We start from the raw sequence: 18,002 nt of genomic DNA on the forward strand, positions 1-18,002 counted from the left end.
AGGGCATCAGAGCATGGAGCACCACGAGCCCGAACGCCTGTCCCCGGTTCAACTGGCCGCGATACGGCGCAGCTTCCGGAACGGCAGGGCCTCCCTCACCCGCCGTTCGCTGCTGCGCGCCTCCGCGGGCGGAGCCCTCGCCGTGGGCGGTCTCGGGGCATTGAGCGGCTGCGGGATCCCCGCGGCGGGCAAGACGCAGGGCGGCACGTCCGCCGAGGACCACTCGGCCAAGGAGAAGACCGTCAACTTCTCCAACTGGACCGAGTACATGGACGTGGACGACAGCGAGAAGCACCACCCCACGCTCGACGCGTTCGCCCGGCGTACCGGCATCAAGGTCAAGTACACCGAGGACATCAACGACAACAACGAGTTCTTCGGGAAGATCAAGCCACAGCTCTCCGCGGGCCAGGACACCGGACGCGACATCATCGTCCTCACCGACTGGCTGGCGGCCCGCCTGATCCGCCTGGGCTGGGTCCAGAAACTGGACCCGGCCAACCTGCCGCACGCCTACACCAACCTGTCGGCGCAGTTCCGCAACCCCGACTGGGACCCGGGCCGCGCCTACTCGTACCCGTGGCAGGGCATCTCCACCGTCATCGCCTTCAACAGGAAGGCGCTCGACGGCATCGAGGTGAAGTCGGTCTCCGACCTGCTCGACAACCCCAAGCTCAAGGGGCGCGTCGGCTTCCTGTCGGAGATGCGCGACAGCATCGGCATGACGCTGCTCGACATGGGCAAGGACCCGGAGAAGTTCACCGCCGACGACTACGACGCGGCGATCGCCCGCATCCAGAAGGGCGTCGACAAGGGCCAGATCCGGCGCTTCACGGGCAACGACTACACGTCCGACCTCACCAAGGGCGACCTGGCGGCCTGCGTGGCCTGGGGCGGTGACATCGTCCAGCTCAAGGCGGACAGCCCGGACGTCGACTTCATCATTCCGGACAGCGGATACATGACGTCGACCGACAACATGCTGATCCCGAACAAGGCGCGCCACAAGACGAACGCCGAGCGGCTCATCGACTACTACTACGAGCCCGAGCCGGCCGCCCGGCTCGCCGCGTACATCAACTACGTGTCGCCCGTCGACGGAGTGAAGCCCTACCTCGCGAAGATCGACAAATCCGCGGCGGACAATCCGCTGATCATTCCCGACAAGGTCATGGCCGCGAAATCGCATTCCTTCCGCGCACTGTCGCCGAAGGAAGAGACGGCCTACGAAGCGAAGTTCGCGAAGCTCACAGGGGCGTGACGAAGATGACGACAGACAACAGCGGCGACGTCCGCCTCTCCGGGATCAGCAAGACGTACGGCTCCTTCACGGCCGTGCACCCGCTCGATCTGACCGTGCCGCAGGGCTCGTTCTTCGCCCTGCTCGGCGCCTCCGGCTGCGGCAAGACCACCACCCTGCGCATGATCGCCGGCCTGGAGGACCCGACCTCGGGCACCGTCTTCCTCGGCGACCAGGAGGTCACCCACCTGCCGCCGTACAAGCGCCCGGTGAACACGGTGTTCCAGTCCTACGCCCTCTTCCCGCACCTCGACATCTTCGAGAACGTCGCCTTCGGTCTGCGCCGGCGCGGCATCAAGTCGGTGAAGAAGCAGGTGGAGGAGATGCTCGACCTGGTGCAGCTGGGCGAGCAGGCACGCAAGAAGCCGCACCAGCTCTCCGGTGGCCAGCAGCAGCGCGTGGCCGTGGCCCGCGCGCTGATCAACCACCCCAAGGTGCTGCTCCTCGACGAGCCCCTCGGCGCCCTCGACCTCAAGCTGCGCCGTCAGATGCAGCTTGAGCTCAAGCGGATCCAGACCGAGGTCGGCATCACCTTCGTCCATGTCACGCACGACCAGGAGGAGGCCATGACGATGGCCGACACGGTCGCCGTGATGAACGCGGGCCGCGTCGAGCAGCTCGGCGCGCCCACCGACCTGTACGAGAACCCGCAGACCACCTTCGTCGCCAACTTCCTCGGCACCTCCAACCTCATCGAGGCCGAGGTCGACTCCCGCAGCGGCGACGAGATAGTCCTCAAGGCGGGCGGCGGCAAGCTCACCCTGCCTCAGGCGCGATGTTCCGCCCCGGCGACCACCGGCGGCAAGGTGCTGGTCGGGGTGCGCCCGGAGAAGATCTCCCTCACGCACGCCGAGGACGCCGGTGAGATCCCGGCCGGCCGCAACCGCATCACGGGCCGCATCGCCGACTCCAGCTTCATCGGCGTGTCCACGCAGTACGTGATCGACAGCCCGGTCTGCCCCGAGTTCGAGGTCTACGCCCAGAACATCGACCGCGACTCCCGGCTCGTGCCCGGCGCCGAAGTCGTCCTGCACTGGAACCCGGCCCACACCTTCGGCCTGGACGCCGCTCAGGACATCGACGCGGGCGTCGAGGAGGAGGCCGCCTGATGTCGACGCTCACGGAGGCGCCGCCGCCTCTCGACCCCACCGTCACGAAGACCCCGCAGAGCAAGCCCCCGCGCAAGAGGGGCCGCTTCACGCCGTACTGGCTGCTCCTGCCCGGCATCCTGTGGCTGCTGGTCTTCTTCGCGCTGCCGATGATCTACCAGGCCTCCACGTCCGTGCAGACGGGCTCCCTGGAGGACGGCTACAAGGTCACCTGGCACCTCGCGACCTACTGGGACGCCCTGTCCGAGTACTGGCCGCAGTTCGTGCGCTCGGTGCTCTACGCGGGCTCCGCGACGATCCTGTGCCTGCTGCTGGGGTACCCGCTGGCGTATCTCATCGCGTTCCGCGCGGGCCGCTGGCGCAACCTGATCATGATCCTGGTGATCGCGCCGTTCTTCACCAGCTTCCTGATCCGCACGCTGGCCTGGAAGACCATCCTCGCGGACGGCGGCCCGGTCGTCGGCGCCCTCAACTCGCTGCACCTCCTGGACGTCACCAGCTGGCTCGGCATGACGTCGGGGGACCGCGTCCTGGCCACGCCCCTCGCGGTGGTCTGCGGTCTGACGTACAACTTCCTGCCGTTCATGATCCTGCCGCTCTACACCTCGCTGGAGCGCATCGACGGCCGGCTGCACGAGGCGGCGGGCGACCTGTACGCCAAGCCGTTCACGACCTTCCGGAAGGTCACCTTCCCGCTGTCGATGCCCGGTGTCGTCTCCGGCACGCTGCTCACGTTCATTCCGGCCTCCGGCGACTACGTGAACGCCGAACTCCTCGGCTCCACCGACACCCGCATGATCGGAAACGTCATCCAGACGCAGTTCCTGCGTGTGCTCGACTATCCGACGGCCGCCGCGCTCTCATTCATCCTCATGGCGGCGATTCTCCTCATGGTCACCCTCTACATCCGCAGGTCCGGGACGGAGGATCTGGTTTAAATGGCCTTCGTCAACTGGCTCAAGCGCCATCTCGTCGTCATAGCGGGACTGGTGACACTCGGATACCTGCTCCTGCCGAACGTCATCGTCACGGTGTTCTCCTTCAACAAACCGAAGGGGCGCTTCAACTACGAATGGCAGCAGTTCTCCACCGACGCCTGGAAGGATCCGTGCGGCGTCGCCGACATGTGCGGCTCGCTCTCGATCAGCCTCCAGATCGCCCTGTGGGCGACGGTCGGAGCGACCGTCCTCGGCACGATGATCGCCTTCGCGCTGGTCCGCTACCGCTTCCGCGCGCGTGGCGCGATCAACTCGCTGATCTTCCTGCCGATGGCGATGCCCGAGGTCGTCATGGCGGCCTCGCTGCTCACGCTCTTCCTCAACCTCGGTGCCCAGCTGGGCTTCTGGACGATCCTGATCGCCCACATCATGTTCTGCCTCAGCTTCGTCGTCACCGCGGTCAAGGCACGAGTGATGTCGATGGACCCGCGCCTGGAACAGGCGGCGCAGGACCTGTACGCCGGTCCCGTGCAGACCTTCCTCCGGGTCACCCTGCCCATCGCGGCACCCGGTATCGCGGCGGGCGCGCTGCTGTCCTTCGCGCTCTCCTTCGACGACTTCATCATCACCAATTTCAACGCGGGTTCGACTGTCACCTTCCCCATGTTCGTGTGGGGATCGGCGCAGCGCGGAACACCCGTTCAGATCAATGTCATCGGTACGGCCATGTTCCTCGTCGCCGTACTGTTCGTCCTGGCCGGCATGGTCGTAGGAAATCGCCGGAACAAGCAAAAGGCATAACGCTCGTAGGGAGTTGAAATCATGGCCCCTAGCGCCATGACCCGTGGTAATCAGTGGACGAAGTCTCTTTCCGACGTCCAGCCGGTCTCGTACTGGCTGGACGACCCCGGCAAGCCCCACCCCGAGCCCGCGCTCACCGGCGCCGAGACGTGTGATCTGCTCGTCGTCGGCGGCGGCTACAGCGGACTGTGGACCGCGCTGCTCGCCAAGGAGCGCGATCCCGGGCGCGAGGTGGTCCTCGTCGAGGGCCGTGAGGTGGGCTGGGCCGCCTCCGGCCGCAACGGCGGCTTCTGCGCCGCTTCCCTCACGCACGGCCTGGCCAACGGTCTCACCCGCTGGCCGGACGAGATCGGCACACTGGAGGAGCTGGGCGCCCGCAACCTCGACGAGATCGAGGCGACGGTCGCCCGCTACTCCCTCGACTGCGACTTCGAGCGCACCGGCGAGATCGACGTCGCCACCGAGCCGCACCAGGCGTCCGAGCTGCGCGACTGGCACGAGAAACTGGAGCGGGCCGGCCTCGCCGACGGCGTCGAGTTCCTGGACACCGACGCGGTGCGGGAACAGGTCGACTCACCGACCTTCCTGGCCGGTCTGTACGACCGTCGGGGCGTCGCCATGCTCCACCCGGCCAAGCTGGCCTGGGGCCTGAAGGAGGCGTGCCTCCGGCTCGGCGTGCGGGTGTACGAGCACACGCCCGCGCTCCAGCTGAAGGCGTACGGCGCGGGGATGGCCGTCCGCACCCCGTACGGCTCGGTCCGCGCCCGCCGGGTCGCCCTCGGCACCAACATCTTCCCGAACCTGGTCAAGCGCGTCCGCTCCTACACCGTCCCGGTCTACGACTACGCCCTGATGACCGAGCCGCTGACGGCGGACCAGCTGGCGTCCGTCGGGTGGAAGAACCGCCAGGGCCTCGGCGACTCGGCCAACCAGTTCCACTACTTCCGGCTGTCGGCCGACAACCGGATCCTGTGGGGCGGCTACGACGCGATCTACCCGTACGGCGGCCGGGTGCGCGCCGAGTACGACGACCGCCCGGAGACGTACGCGAAGCTCGCGGAGCACTTCTTCACCTGCTTCCCGCAGTTGGAGGGCGTCCGCTTCACGCACGCCTGGGGCGGCGCCATCGACACCTGCTCGCGCTTCTCGGCCTTCTTCGGCACCGCCCACCAGGGCAAGGTCGCATACGCGGCTGGGTACACGGGCCTCGGCGTGGGGGCGACGCGGTTCGGTGCGGACGTGATGCTCGACCTGCTGGCGGGGGAGCGCACGGAGCGCACCGAACTGGACATGGTCCGCAGGAAGCCGCTGCCCTTCCCGCCCGAGCCCTTCGCCTGGACCGGGATCGCCCTGACCAAGTGGTCGCTGGCGCGGGCGGACGCGCACGGCGGCCGGCGCAATCTGTGGCTGCGGACGATGGACAGGCTGGGGCTCGGCTTCGACAGCTGACCGGCGGGCGGGGCGAGCCGACCGGCGGGGCGTGTGGACGCGTTCCTGATCCATCGGCGTACGCCCTGCTCGCACGGTGTGACCCGGTTCACTGCCCACGAGGAGCCGGAACCCGCGTAATGCCCGGCCCGAACCTCCCTCTCCCCTGTGACGCGACCGGCGTCGCAGCAGAGAGGGAGGTTCCGTCATGACAGGGGTGAAGGCGGCGGTCGAGTGGCTGACGTCGGTGGCACCGGACCCCGAGGCCTGCCGGTGGGAGTGGGAGCGCAATCCGATGGGGGTCGCGCTGCTGCCCGCGGGCCGGGCCTGGGACGTGCTCATCCTGCCGGGCGAACTCGGCTATCCGACGCTCGACGTGCTCACCCGGGTGATCGACCAGCCGGGGCCCGTGCTCGTCGACTTCGGTGACGCCCGGATGGGGTTCTTCGTGCCCGCGGGCACCGCGGCGCGGTGGCTCGGCACCGGGGTGCGCACGGCGGGCAGCGGTACGTGGATCGTGGTGCCGTACCCGGGCCGGTCGACCGGCGGGGTCCGCTGGCTGGTCCCGCCGGACGGCTCGGGCACGCTCACCGATCCGGCACTGCTCGAACTGGCCATGCACGAGGCGGCGGCGGGGCCGGCCGGGAACGAGGGTCGCTAGGGGGTTTCGTTCGGATCAGCCCGGGTCCGCGACCCCCGGCACGGCACCTCGCCGCGTTGTCGGACCACCCGAGTACGCCCGGTACGCGGGTGATCCTCCGCCTTGCGATGCACCGCACCGGACGCCGCGGCCCGATCCGGCCTGATCCGAACGAAACCCCCTGGAGGCGCGCCGGCGGGTCCGGCGCCTGTCAGAGGTCTTGACAACCGAATTGGTCTGGACCAAGTTGGGCGCGCTCCACCCTCCCATTTCCCCCATGCCCGGAGGCAGTTGTGGATCGCACCGGACGCGCCGGACCGTTCTCGCGTCGCAGACTCATCGCCGTGTGCACGGCGACCGCCCTGGCCGTGCCCGGCCTTGCCGCACTCTCGTCGGCCGCCCGTGCGGCCGACGCCGACCTCGCCCGCAACGGCGGGTTCGAGTCGGGCCTGGACGGCTGGACCTGCACGGCGGGCAGCACCGTCACCTCACCCGTCAGGAGCGGCAGTTCGGCGCTGAAGGCGACCCCGGCCGGCAGCGACTACGCGCAGTGCTCGCAGACCGTGACCGTCAAACCCGACGCGCAGTACACCCTCTCCGGCTACGTCCGGGGCAGTTACGTCTACCTCGGCGCCACCGGCACCGGCACCACCGACGTCTCCACCTGGACCCAGTCGGCCGCCGACTGGCAGAAGCTGGCCACGACCTTCCGCACCGGCCCGTCCACCACCAAGGTCACGATCTACACGCACGGCTGGTACGGCACCGGCACCTACTACGCCGACGACGTCTCCCTGGTCGGCCCCGGCGTCGACGCGGGGCAGCCGCCCGCCGCGCCCGCCGGCCTGACCGTCGGCACCGTCACCTCCTCGTCCGTCGCCCTGTCCTGGTCCGCGGCGGCCGGCGCGACCGGGTACGCCGTCTACCGCGACGGCGTCAAGGTCCAGACCGCCGGCGGCACTTCGGCCACCGTGAGCGGACTGACGCCGTCCACCGCGTACTCCTTCCAGGTCGCCGCGACGAACGACGCCGGCGAGTCCGCCAAGTCCTCGACGGTCACCGCCACCACCTCGGCGGGCTCCGGCGGCGGCTCCTCGGACCTCCCCCCGCACGCCCTCGTCGGCTACCTGCACGCCAGCTTCGCCAACGGCGCCGGCTACACCCGCATGGCCGACGTGCCCGACAGCTGGGACGTCATCGATCTCGCCTTCGGCGAACCGACCTCCGTCACCTCCGGAGACATCCGCTTCAACCGCTGCCCGGCCACCGAGTGCCCCACCGTCGAGAGCGACGCCGACTTCAAGGCGGCGATCAAGGCGAAGCAGGCCGCGGGCAAGAAGGTGCTGATCTCGATCGGCGGTCAGAACGGCCAGGTCCAGCTCACCACCACGGCCGCCCGCGACACCTTCGTCTCCTCGGTCTCGAAGATCATCGACACCTACGGCCTGGACGGCCTCGACATCGACTTCGAGGGCCACTCGCTCTCCCTCGACGCGAGCGACACCGACTTCAAGCACCCGACCACACCGGTGGTCGTCAACCTCATCTCGGCGCTGAAGACCCTGAAGGCCAAGTACGGCTCGAAATTCGTCCTGAGCATGGCCCCCGAGACCTTCTTCGTGCAGCTCGGCTACCAGTACTACGGCACGGGCAAGTGGGGCGGCCAGGACCCGCGCGCCGGCGCGTACCTCCCGGTCATCCACGCGCTGCGCGACGACCTGACCCTGCTGCACGTCCAGGACTACAACTCCGGCCCGATCATGGGCCTCGACAACCAGTACCACTCCATGGGCGGCGCGGACTTCCACATCGCCATGACCGACATGCTCCTCACCGGCTTCCCGGTCGCGGGCGACGCGAACAACGTCTTCCCGCCGCTGCGCCCCGACCAGATCGCCATCGGCATGCCCGCCTCCACCAACGCGGGCAACGGCTACGTCGCCCCGGCGGAGGTGACCAAGGCCCTCGACTGCCTCACCAAGAAGACGAACTGCGGCTCGTACGCCACCCACGGCACCTGGCCGGGGCTGCGCGGCCTGATGACCTGGTCGGTCAACTGGGACCGGTTCGGGAGCTGGGAGTTCTCGACGAACTTCGACCGCTACTTCGGCTGAGGAACATCCACAGCCCCGTCAGCAGCGCCGTGCACAGGCACCAGCTCGCCACCACGTCCAGCGGCCAGTGATAGCCGCGGCGGACCAGGCCGCAGGCGACCAGGGCGTTGAGGACGAGACAGACGGCGACCAGGGCGCCACGGGCGCCCGGGGTGCGCAGACGAGGGAGGAGGAGCAGGGTGGCGGCGCCGTAGGCGATGGCGGCCGTGGCCGTGTGGCCGGAGGGGAAGAAGCCCGTGCCGGGACCCATGACCGGGGGTCCCGGACGGGCGACGAGCTCCTTCAGCGGGACGATCAGCGCCGGTACGGCCGCCATCAGCACCGCCGCGGCGGTGGGTGCGAGCCACCAGCGGTCCGCGCCCGCACGGCGGGCGTGGCCGGCCACACCGACGAGGACGACGGCCAGGACCGGGACGGCGACGGCGATGTTGCCGAGGTCGGCGAGGAGCTCGGCCGTGCGGCCCGGACGGACCAGCCGGCCGCTGAGGCGCTCGTCCGCCCGGGCGAGCGCGCCATGGGCGGCCACCTGCCAGGTGATCAGCGCGAGGAGGAGAACCGGAAGTCCGAGGAGGAAGGTCGGCCGCCCCGGAACAGGGGGGGTGGTTCCGGGGCGGCCGTCCTGATCGGATTGCCGCGCGCCCCGGGGGGTTTGGGGCGGGCGACTGTCCGATCGGTGAGGAGATCCGGAGCCGGAAGCCCCGGGTGTGTGCGCGAGGGCACGACCAGGCGGAAGCTGGGGATGCCCCGACCCGGTGTCACCCACAGTCCCCTGTGGGCGGGGTGTATCTCTCATCTGGGTAGAACCTACGACAGGGGGTGCGGCTCCGACAGACGGAATCGCGTCCCGTCATGCACCTCGCACACGTTCTTCACACGCCCTCACGCCGAGTGCCCCGGCACCGGAACCGGCCGGATCCCGGCGGGGCCGGTGGACCGTGTTCCGGTGCCGGGGCGGGTGGGGCGTCAGATGCGGGCGAAGGCCTGCTCGATGATGTCGAGGCCCTCGTTCAGGAGGTCCTCGCCGATGACCAGCGGGGGCAGGAAGCGGAGGACGTTGCCGTAGGTGCCACAGGTCAGGACCAGCAGGCCCTCCTGGTGGCAGGCCTTGGCCAGCGCGGCGGTCGCCTCGGGGTTCGGCTCCTTGGTCGACGGGTCCTTGACCAGCTCGATGGCGATCATGGCGCCACGGCCGCGGATGTCGCCGATGATGTCGAACTTCTCCTGCATGGCGGACAGGCGCGCCTTCATCGTCGCCTCGATCGCCTTCGCCTTGGCGTTGAGGTCGAGCTCCTTCATCGTCTCGATCGCGCCGAGCGCACCCGCGCAGGCCACCGGGTTGCCGCCGTAGGTGCCGCCGAGGCCGCCCGCGTGCGCGGCGTCCATGATCTCGGCGCGGCCGGTGACGGCGGCGAGCGGCAGGCCGCCCGCGATGCCCTTGGCGGTGGTGATCAGGTCCGGGACGATGCCCTCGTCCTCGCAGGCGAACCACTGGCCGGTGCGGCAGAAGCCGGACTGGATCTCGTCCGCGACGAAGACGATGCCGTTGTCCTTGGCGAACTTGCTGACGGCCGGGAGGAAGCCCTTGGCGGGCTCGATGAAGCCGCCCTCGCCGAGGACCGGCTCGATGATGATCGCGGCGACGTTCTCGGCCCCGATCTGCTTGTTGATCATGTCGATGGCCTGGGCGGACGCCTCGGCGCCGGCGTTCTCCGGGCCGGTCAGCCAGCGGTAGCCGTACGCCACCGGCACGCGGTAGACCTCGGGCGCGAAGGGACCGAAGCCGTGCTTGTACGGCATGTTCTTCGCGGTCAGCGCCATCGTGAGGTTGGTGCGGCCGTGGTAACCGTGGTCGAAGACGACGACGGCCTGGCGCTTGGTGTACGCGCGGGCGATCTTGACGGCGTTCTCGACGGCCTCGGCGCCCGAGTTGAACAGGGCGCTCTTCTTGGCGTGGTCACCCGGGGTCAGCTCGGCCAGCGCCTCGGCGACGGCGACGTAGCCCTCGTACGGCGTGACCATGAAACAGGTGTGGGTGAAGTCCTGGAGCTGGGCGGAGGCCCGGCGTACGACGGCCTCCGCGCTGGCGCCGACGCTGGTCACGGCGATGCCGGAGCCGAAGTCGATCAGCCGGTTGCCGTCGACGTCCTCGATGATGCCGCCGCCCGCGCGCGTGGTGAACACGGGGAGCACGGAGCCCACACCGGCCGCGACCGCGGCGGTACGGCGGGCCTGAAGCTCCTGCGACTTCGGGCCGGGGATGGCGGTGACGACGCGGCGCTCCTGCGGAAGTGCGGTCATGAGGGGCTCCCTGATGATCTTGCGTGGGGGTGTTTCGGACGCTTGCCTTCTTTTCTCGCAGGCTAGGACGGTAGGTGCGGACTGGGCATGCTCCATGTGGGCGTTGTCCGGGAGGACGCTTGTCCGCGGTGGACATAGCGGAGCAACCGTGCATCCCCGCGAGCCCGGCCGCGTATGCGGTGAACTCCCCTTGCGGGGGCGTTAGATTGACTCGCTGATGGTGGACGGAACGGCTGGTCAGGGGGCAAGGGCGATGAACAGCGACGGGACGCAGGACGCGCGGGGCACGCATGCCGATTCCGTGCCGCGTCCGGCACGGCCGCCCGAGGTGCCCGCGATGCCGCCCCGGCCCGCCCGGGCACCCGGCATGCCGCCACCGCCGGACGGATCCGCCTTCCTGGCCTGGCTGCGGGCGCCGCGCCCGGAGGCCGCACCGGGAGTCTGGCGCTTCGGACACCGTCCCCGGCCCGAGCAGGAACCCGAGCAGATCCCGGCCCGTCAGCTGCTGAGCGGCGCCGTGATCGCCTTCCTGGTCGGATGGCTGGTCTGGTCGCTGCTGTGGAACGGCTACCTGGGCGGCTGGTGGGTGCTGCCGCTGGAACTGTTCACCCCCGACTCCTGGCGGCACAGCGACGACCGCGTCGGCAACGCCTTCCTCTGGTACGGCTACTACACGCTGATCGCCCTCGTCATCATGATCGCCGTGGGACGCCTGGGCCGATGGGGTGAGGTGTGGCGGCGCTACGGACTGCCGGCCTGGCAGCGCGCCGCACCCGTGAGCGAGCGCCCGCCGGCCCCCGAGGAGGACCCCGCCCAGTGGAACCAGCTGCGCGCGGCCGGGGCCGGCGAGGCCGCCGACCGGCTCGCCACCGAGGCCGGCGCCGGGCTGATGCGCGACGTCGACCATGCCCGGATCGCCCGGGCCTGGCAGGGCGTACGCAGCGGACGGCACAGCCTCGCCACCTTCACCGGTGCGGTCCTCAAGGACGGCGCCGCCGCCTGCCTGCACCCCTCCGGGGAGCGTGACCTGCCCGGACGGCTCGCCCGGCACGACCTCGTCACCGGACAGGTGCGGCTCGGCACGACCGCCGACGACCCGCGCAACCCGTACGCCTACCGGGGCACCGGACTCGGCCTCGGCCCCGAGCTGCTCGGCACCTCACTCCTCGCCGTCGGGCCCGCCGGGTCCGGCAAGACCGGTGACGTCGTCTGGCCGCTCGCCGAGTCGCTGTGCCTGCACGCGCTCGCCGGGCGGGCGGCGGTCGTCGTCGTGGGCGCCGCGGGCGCCGGGCTCGGACCCGCCGATGCCTACGACGTCGTCGTACGGATCGGGAAACCCGAGTCCGTGTACGACCTCGACCTGTACGGCGGCACCACCGACCCCGACGAGGCCGCCGCCGTCCTCGCCGAGGCACTCGTCGGCGACCTCGCCGACCCGCACCCGGGGAGCGACAGCCGCCGGTCGACCACCGTGCTCGCCCAGCTGCTCGGGCCCTTCCAGGCCGTCCACGGCCGCTTCCCGTCCGTGCCGGAACTGCGCCAGCTCCTCGACGGCACCCCGGGCCCCCTCGCCGCCCTGCGCAAGGGGCTCCAGGACACCGGACAGGAGTCGCTGCTGCGGGAGCTGGACGCACGGGAGCGGCAGCTCGGACACCCCGGCGACGTGGGGGTCGTCCTCGCCGACCGGGTCGCCCTGCTCGACCGGCCCGCCTTCGCCGGGTTCTTCGACACCTCCGGGCAGTCGCGGCCCTTCTCGCTGCGCGCCCTCGACCACCCCGTACGGGTGCGGATCGACCTGCCCGCGCGCGGCCACGCCGACGCCTCGCGGATCCTCGCGCGGCTGGTGCTCGCCCAGTTCACGGCGAGCGTGGCGATCCGGGAGGACCGGTCGCTGTTCGCCTGCCTGGTGCTCGACGATGCCACCGGCGTCGTGACCCCGGAAGCCGTACGCGGCGTCCAGCGGCTGCGGTCCGGCAACGCCGGGGCCGTCCTGACGCTCCGCACCCTGGACGACGTCGCCCGGCCGCTGCGCGGCCCCCTGCTCGGTGCCATCGGCTGCCGCATGGCGCTGTCGGGGCTCACCCCTTGGGACGGGCAGGACTTCGCCGAGGTCTGGGGCAAGGAGTGGATCGAGGCCCGTGACGTCACCGACCGCCAGATCATCGCCGAGACCCCGGCGGGCAAGGCCCTGCACATGGTGCGCAGGGTGATCACGGGGCACGCGCCCACCGCCCGCGCCGTCACCGTGCGCCAGGTCGAGCGGGAGCGCTGGTCCGCGTCCGAACTGGCCCACGCGGTGCCACCGGGGCACGCGGTGCTGTCGCTGACCAATGTGAAGGGGGAGCACGCGCCGCCCCTCCTGGTGGATCTGCGCGGCTGAGCAGGACGAAGGGGCATCGGGTCACACGGCGACCGTACGGTGAGGCAGAATCGACACAGGTCGTTCATACGCCGCGGCCAAAAGATCACAGAGATCACACAGACCTGAAGGCCCCATGCCCCCCACGCTCGCCTCGCTCGTCCACCACTCCGCGCTCAAGCTGACCGTGCGCGCGGGCGAGGACCGCCTGGACGTGCCCGTCCGCTGGGCGCACGTCAGCGAGCTCGCCGACCCCGTGCCGTACATGGAGGGCGGGGAACTGCTCCTGATCACCGCGCTCAAGCTGGACGCGGAGGACCCGGAGGCCATGCGGCGCTATGTGAAGCGTCTGGCGGGGGCGGGGGTCGTCGGACTCGGCTTCGCCGTCGGCGTCAACTACGAGGAGATCCCGAAGGCACTCGTCGACGCCGCCGAGGAGCAGGGGCTGCCGCTCCTCGAAGTGCCGCGGCGCACGCCCTTCCTCGCCATCAGCAAGGCCGTCTCCGCCGCGATCGCCGCCGACCAGTACCGGGCCGTCACCGCCGGGTTCGCGGCGCAGCGCGAGCTCACCAAGCAGGCCCTGAACGACGGCCCCGAGGGGCTCCTCGCCGCGCTCGCCGGACAGGTCGACGGATGGGCGGCGCTCTACGACGCCTCCGGGGCCGTCGTCGCCACCGCACCCGAGTGGGCGGGCCGCCGGGCCGCGCGGATCACCCCGGACGTGGAGCGGCTGCGGGAGCGGCCCGCACCGGCCAGCTCCGTCGTCGGCGGCGACGACCGGGTCGAACTCCACTCCCTCGGCACCGGGCGACGGCCGCGCGCCGCGCTCGCCGTGGGCACCGCGGCCGCCCTCGGCACGGCGGAGCGCTACGCCGTGCACTCGGCGATCGCCCTGCTCACGCTCACCACGGAGCGGTCGCGGTCGCTGCACGCGGCCGAACAGCGGATCGGCGCCGCCGTGCTGCGCATGCTGCTCGCCGGGGAGCCCGACCACGCCCGTGCCGTCGCCGGGGACCTGTACGGGGAGCTGCTGGACGCCCCGTTCCGGCTGATCCTCGCCGAATCGGCGTCCGCGTCGGCCGCGCGGGCGCACGCCGACGGGCACGCGCGCGTGGGCGCGGCGGCGCCCGCGCAGACCGCCGTGACCGTGCCCGACACCAACGGCGACCCGCTCGGCGGGCTCGCCGAGGTCGTCGAGTCCGCCGCCGCGCGCTCCGGGGAGTCCGTGCTCGTCGTGCCCGACGGCGAACGGCTCGTCGTGCTCGCCGTGGACGGGGGCGCCGCGGTCGCCGCGTGCGGGGAGTACGCCGCCGCGCTGGAGGCCTCGCGCGCCGCCGTGCGGGAACAGCCCGCCGGGGACGAGGACGAACTGGTGGTCGGGCTGTCGGCGCCCGCCGGCCCGATCGCCGCGGCGGCCGCCTACAAGCAGGCCGAGCAGGCCCTGTCGGTGGCGCGGCGACGCGGACGGTTCCTCGTCGAGCACGAGGAGCTGGCGGCCGGATCGGTCCTGCCGCTGCTCGCGGACGACGCGGTGCGGGCCTTCGCGGACGGCCTGCTGCGCGCGCTGCACGAGCACGACGCGACCGGGCGGGGCGACCTGGTGGCCTCACTCCGGGCCTGGCTGTCCCGCCACGGTCAGTGGGACGCCGCGGCCGCCGACCTCGGAGTGCACCGCCACACCCTCCGCTACCGCATGCGCCGCGTCGAGGAGATCCTCGGCCGCTCCCTGGACGACCCCGACGTCCGCATGGAACTCTGGCTCGCCCTGAAGGCGACGTCGGCCCCGGGGGAGTAGCCCTTCTCCGCCCCATCCGGCGAGCGGCTGGCTCCGACCCGTCCGGCGAGCGCGCGGCTCCGGTCCGCCCGGCGAGCGCGCGGCTCCGGTCCGCCTGGCGGCAGCGAGGTTGTGGCCCGTCCGGCGTGCGGTTCGCTTCGGCTCGTCCGGGGGCGGGGAGGTTGTAGCCCGTCCGGCGCTTGAGGACGAGGCCGTCCAGGCCGATCCGGGGCCGGGGGCTGCGCCGTGCACGTACTGCCGGTGGTGAGCTCCAGCCCGTCTGGTGACCGGTTCGCTTCGGCTCGTCCGGCGAGCGCGCGGCTCCGGTCCGCCTGGCGGCAGCGAGGTTGTGGCCCGTCCGGCGTGCGGTTCGCTTCGGCTCGTCCGGCGAACGGTTCGCTTCGGCTCGTCCGGGGGCGGGGAGGTTGTAGCCCGTCCGGCGCTTGAGGACGAGGCCGTCCAGGCCGATCCGGGGTCGGGGGCTGCGCCGTGCACGTACTGCCGGTGGTGAGCTCCAGCCCGTCTGGTGACCGGTTCGCTTCGGCTCGTCCGGGGGCGGGGAGGTTGTAGCCCGTCCGGCGCTTGAGGACGAGGCCGTCCAGGCCGATCCGAGGCCGGGGGCTGCGCCGGGCACGCACCGCCCGAGGCGAGCTCCAGCCCGCCCGGCGAGCGCCTGGCTCCAGCCCGCCCGGCGAGCGCCTGGCTCCGGCCCGCCCGGCGAGCGGCTGGCTCCGGCCCGCCCGGCGAGCGGCTGGCTCCGGCCCGTCCGGCGGCGGAGCGGCCGTAGCCCGTACGGTGCGAGAGGACGAGGCCGTCCAGGCCGATCCGAGGGCCCGGGGGCGGAGCCCTTGGCGACAGGCACAAGCCACCCACCGTGCCAAAGCGGAGCATCCCACCCGCTGACTGCTACGACTCGGACAAGCGACCGTCCCGCGCCCCGGCCCTACCGTGGATCGTGAAAGCGCAGGACCATCCAGCGACACCCCCCAACACGGAAGGGCCGGGACTCGACAATGACTTCCACCCACGCCTTCTGGCTCGCCGGCCGCCAGGCCACCGGTGAGACCACGTTCGACGTCACCTCGCCGTGGGACGGCCGGATCGTCGGCCAGGTCAGCGTGCCGACCGAGGCGCAGGTCGAGGAGGCCGTGGCCGCCGCGTACGCCGTGCGGGACGAGTTCGCCGCCACCCCGGCCCACGTGCGCGCCGCCGCCCTCGACCACGTCAGCAAGCGCCTGGTCGAGCGCACCGAGGAGATCGCGCAGCTCATCTCCGCCGAGAACGGCAAGCCGATCAAGTGGGCGCGCGGCGAGGTCGGCCGTGCGGTGTCGGTGTTCCGGTTCGCGGCCGAGGAGGCCCGTCGCTTCAACGGCGGCGAGGCCCAGCGCCTCGACACCGACCTCGGTGGCCAGGGGCGCCTCGCCCTCACCCGTCGCTTCCCCAAGGGCGTCGTCCTCGGCATCGCGCCGTTCAACTTCCCGCTGAACCTGTGCGCCCACAAGATCGCCCCGGCCATCGCCGCCGGCGCGCCGATCATCCTGAAGCCGGCGCCCGCGACCCCGCTGTCCGGCCTGATCATCGGTGACCTGCTCGCCGAGACGGAGCTCCCGGCCGGTTCGTGGAGCATCCTGCCGGTGTCGAACGAGCGGATGCCCGCTCTGGTCCAGGACGAGCGCCTGCCCGTCATCTCGTTCACCGGCTCCGAGAAGGTCGGTTACGCGATCATGGACTCGGTGCCGCGCAAGCACTGCACCCTGGAGCTCGGCGGCAACGGCGCGGCCGTCGTCCTGGCCGACTTCGCCAGCGACGAGGACCTCGACTGGGCCGCGACCCGCATCGCGACCTTCTCGAACTACCAGGGCGGCCAGTCCTGCATCTCCGTGCAGCGCGTGATCGCCGACGCGTCGGTCTACGACCGGCTCCTGCCCCGCATCGTCGCCGCCGTCGAGGCCCAGGTCACCGGTGACCCCTCCGACGACAAGACCGACGTCGGCCCGCTGGTCAGCGAGGACGCGGCCAAGCGCGTCGAGGCGTGGGTGGACGAGGCCGCCGCGGCCGGCGCCCGTGTGCTCACCGGCGGCAAGCGGGACGGTGCCTCCTACGCGCCGACCGTGCTCGCCGACGTCCCGGCGGACAGCACGATCTCCTGCGAGGAGGTCTTCGGTCCCGTCCTCACCGTGCGCAAGGTGGACGGCGAGGCCGCTGCCTTCGCCGCGGTCAACGACTCCAAGTACGGCCTCCAGGCGGGTGTGTTCACCCACGACCTGCAGACGGCCTTCCGCGCCCACCGTGCGCTGGAGGTGGGCGGCGTCATCGTCGGCGACGTGCCGTCCTACCGTGCCGACCAGATGCCGTACGGCGGTGTGAAGCAGTCCGGCGTGGGCCGCGAGGGCGTGCGCTTCGCGATGGACGACTACACCTACGAGCGCGTGATGGTGCTGACGGGCCTCGCCCTCTGACCCACACGTCCCGAGCCGACGGCCGGAGCCCGCTGTGCGGGGGCTCCGGCCGTCGGCGTATGCCCGCACGTCGTGACCTGGCGACGGCCGGCCCCGGCCGGTGCCCGGGCAAATCGGCAACAAGGCGCGGCGGCGGGGTCCGGCTCGTAGGCTGAAGGCGCCTGGCACGGACGCGTGCCCTCGGACGGAGATCAAGCGATCGCATCACAGGAGGAACCGTGGCCGGTCAGTTCGAGGCGACAACCGAGGTCGACCGCCCCATCGACGAGGTCTTCGCGTTTCTCGCCGCGGGCACGAACGATCCGAAGTTCAGCCCCCGGGTGCAGGAGATCACGAAGACTCCGGACGGCCCCACGCAGGTGGGCACGGTCTTCACCAGCACGGTCAAGGACGCCGGCATGAAGACGGGCCGGCAGTTCCGGATCACCGAGTTCGAGGCGCCCCGCCGGATCCGCTGGGCGGAGATCTCGAAGAACGTCGTGACGGCCGACGAGGGCGGCTACGACCTGGAGTCCACCGGTGAGGGCACGACCCGCGTCAGGATCTTCAACGTCCTCGAAGGCCATGGCATCGGCAAGCTCCTGGTCGGGTTCGCGCTGAGCGCGGCGCGCAAGGACGCGGACGCCTTCGGCCGGCGCATCAAGGCGGCGGTGGAGGCCTCCTGAGGCGAGCCCGGCCCCTGCCCCGCCGCGGGCCGAGCCGGCGCCCTGGGTGCCCCGGCCGACGACGGCCGGGTGCGTGAGGCCCGTAGCCCGAAGGCCCGGCACCGGTGCTTCCGCGTG

At 71.4% G+C, this 18,002-nt stretch carries 13 protein-coding genes; 11 read left to right on the forward strand and 2 right to left on the reverse strand.

Translation table 11 applies throughout. From position 1 onward, the window contains the following. Positions 1–13 precede the first annotated feature (13 nt). The 7 genes from ACSYGO_RS32845 (at position 14) to ACSYGO_RS32875 (ending at position 8,330) form a co-directional block, all read left to right on the forward strand. Positions 14–1,261, forward strand: a complete 1,248-nt coding sequence (locus ACSYGO_RS32845) for a polyamine ABC transporter substrate-binding protein (protein ID WP_426678027.1) — start codon at positions 14–16, stop codon at positions 1,259–1,261. A 5-nt stretch (positions 1,262–1,266) separates the two neighbouring features. Further along, the gene (locus ACSYGO_RS32850) at positions 1,267–2,409 is read left to right on the forward strand and encodes an ABC transporter ATP-binding protein (RefSeq protein WP_426678028.1); all 1,143 of its coding nucleotides are present in this window, start codon (positions 1,267–1,269) and stop codon (positions 2,407–2,409) included. Beyond that, positions 2,409–3,347, forward strand: a complete 939-nt coding sequence (locus ACSYGO_RS32855) for an ABC transporter permease (RefSeq protein WP_460388668.1) — start codon at positions 2,409–2,411, stop codon at positions 3,345–3,347. The genes ACSYGO_RS32850 and ACSYGO_RS32855 overlap by 1 nt, the downstream gene beginning before the upstream one ends. Further along, on the forward strand, positions 3,348–4,148 hold the full coding sequence (locus tag ACSYGO_RS32860) for an ABC transporter permease (RefSeq protein WP_095936975.1): 801 nt from the start codon (positions 3,348–3,350) through the stop codon (positions 4,146–4,148). It begins immediately after the preceding gene. Positions 4,149–4,169: 21 nt separating this feature from the next. Next, entirely contained in the window at positions 4,170–5,597 is a 1,428-nt protein-coding gene (locus ACSYGO_RS32865; protein ID WP_426678030.1) for an NAD(P)/FAD-dependent oxidoreductase, read from the forward strand. 187 nt (positions 5,598–5,784) lie between these two features. Beyond that, positions 5,785–6,237 carry a bifunctional DNA primase/polymerase gene (locus ACSYGO_RS32870; protein WP_426678031.1) on the forward strand — a complete coding sequence of 151 codons (453 nt, stop codon included), beginning with the start codon at positions 5,785–5,787 and terminating at the stop codon, positions 6,235–6,237. Positions 6,238–6,509: 272 nt separating this feature from the next. Continuing rightward, a complete protein-coding gene (locus ACSYGO_RS32875) occupies positions 6,510–8,330 on the forward strand; it encodes a chitinase (protein ID WP_460388671.1) in 1,821 nt (606 codons plus the stop codon). Here ACSYGO_RS32875 and ACSYGO_RS32880 read toward each other — a convergent pair. Beyond that, a complete protein-coding gene (locus ACSYGO_RS32880; RefSeq protein WP_460388673.1) occupies positions 8,269–9,123 on the reverse strand; it encodes a phosphatase PAP2 family protein in 855 nt (284 codons plus the stop codon). The genes ACSYGO_RS32875 and ACSYGO_RS32880 overlap by 62 nt on opposite strands. Positions 9,124–9,293: 170 nt before the next feature. Next, a complete protein-coding gene (gene gabT / locus ACSYGO_RS32885) occupies positions 9,294–10,628 on the reverse strand; it encodes a 4-aminobutyrate--2-oxoglutarate transaminase (RefSeq protein WP_426678034.1) in 1,335 nt (444 codons plus the stop codon). A gap of 253 nt (positions 10,629–10,881) precedes the next feature. Here gabT and ACSYGO_RS32890 point away from each other — a divergent pair, with 253 nt between their 5' ends. From ACSYGO_RS32890 to ACSYGO_RS32905, 4 genes are all read left to right on the forward strand, one after another. After that, positions 10,882–13,008 carry an ATP-binding protein gene (locus ACSYGO_RS32890; protein WP_460388675.1) on the forward strand — a complete coding sequence of 709 codons (2,127 nt, stop codon included), beginning with the start codon at positions 10,882–10,884 and terminating at the stop codon, positions 13,006–13,008. A gap of 115 nt (positions 13,009–13,123) precedes the next feature. Continuing rightward, a complete protein-coding gene (locus ACSYGO_RS32895; RefSeq protein WP_432172430.1) occupies positions 13,124–14,782 on the forward strand; it encodes a PucR family transcriptional regulator in 1,659 nt (552 codons plus the stop codon). A gap of 992 nt (positions 14,783–15,774) precedes the next feature. Beyond that, the gene (locus tag ACSYGO_RS32900) at positions 15,775–17,220 is read left to right on the forward strand and encodes an aldehyde dehydrogenase family protein (protein WP_426682489.1); all 1,446 of its coding nucleotides are present in this window, start codon (positions 15,775–15,777) and stop codon (positions 17,218–17,220) included. A gap of 218 nt (positions 17,221–17,438) precedes the next feature. Next, complete coding sequence (locus ACSYGO_RS32905) at positions 17,439–17,885, forward strand: SRPBCC family protein (RefSeq protein ID WP_426682488.1); 447 nt, start codon at positions 17,439–17,441, stop codon at positions 17,883–17,885. The last annotated feature ends 117 nt before the right edge of the window (positions 17,886–18,002 follow it).

The sequence above is a fragment of the Streptomyces krungchingensis genome (assembly GCF_054729265.1).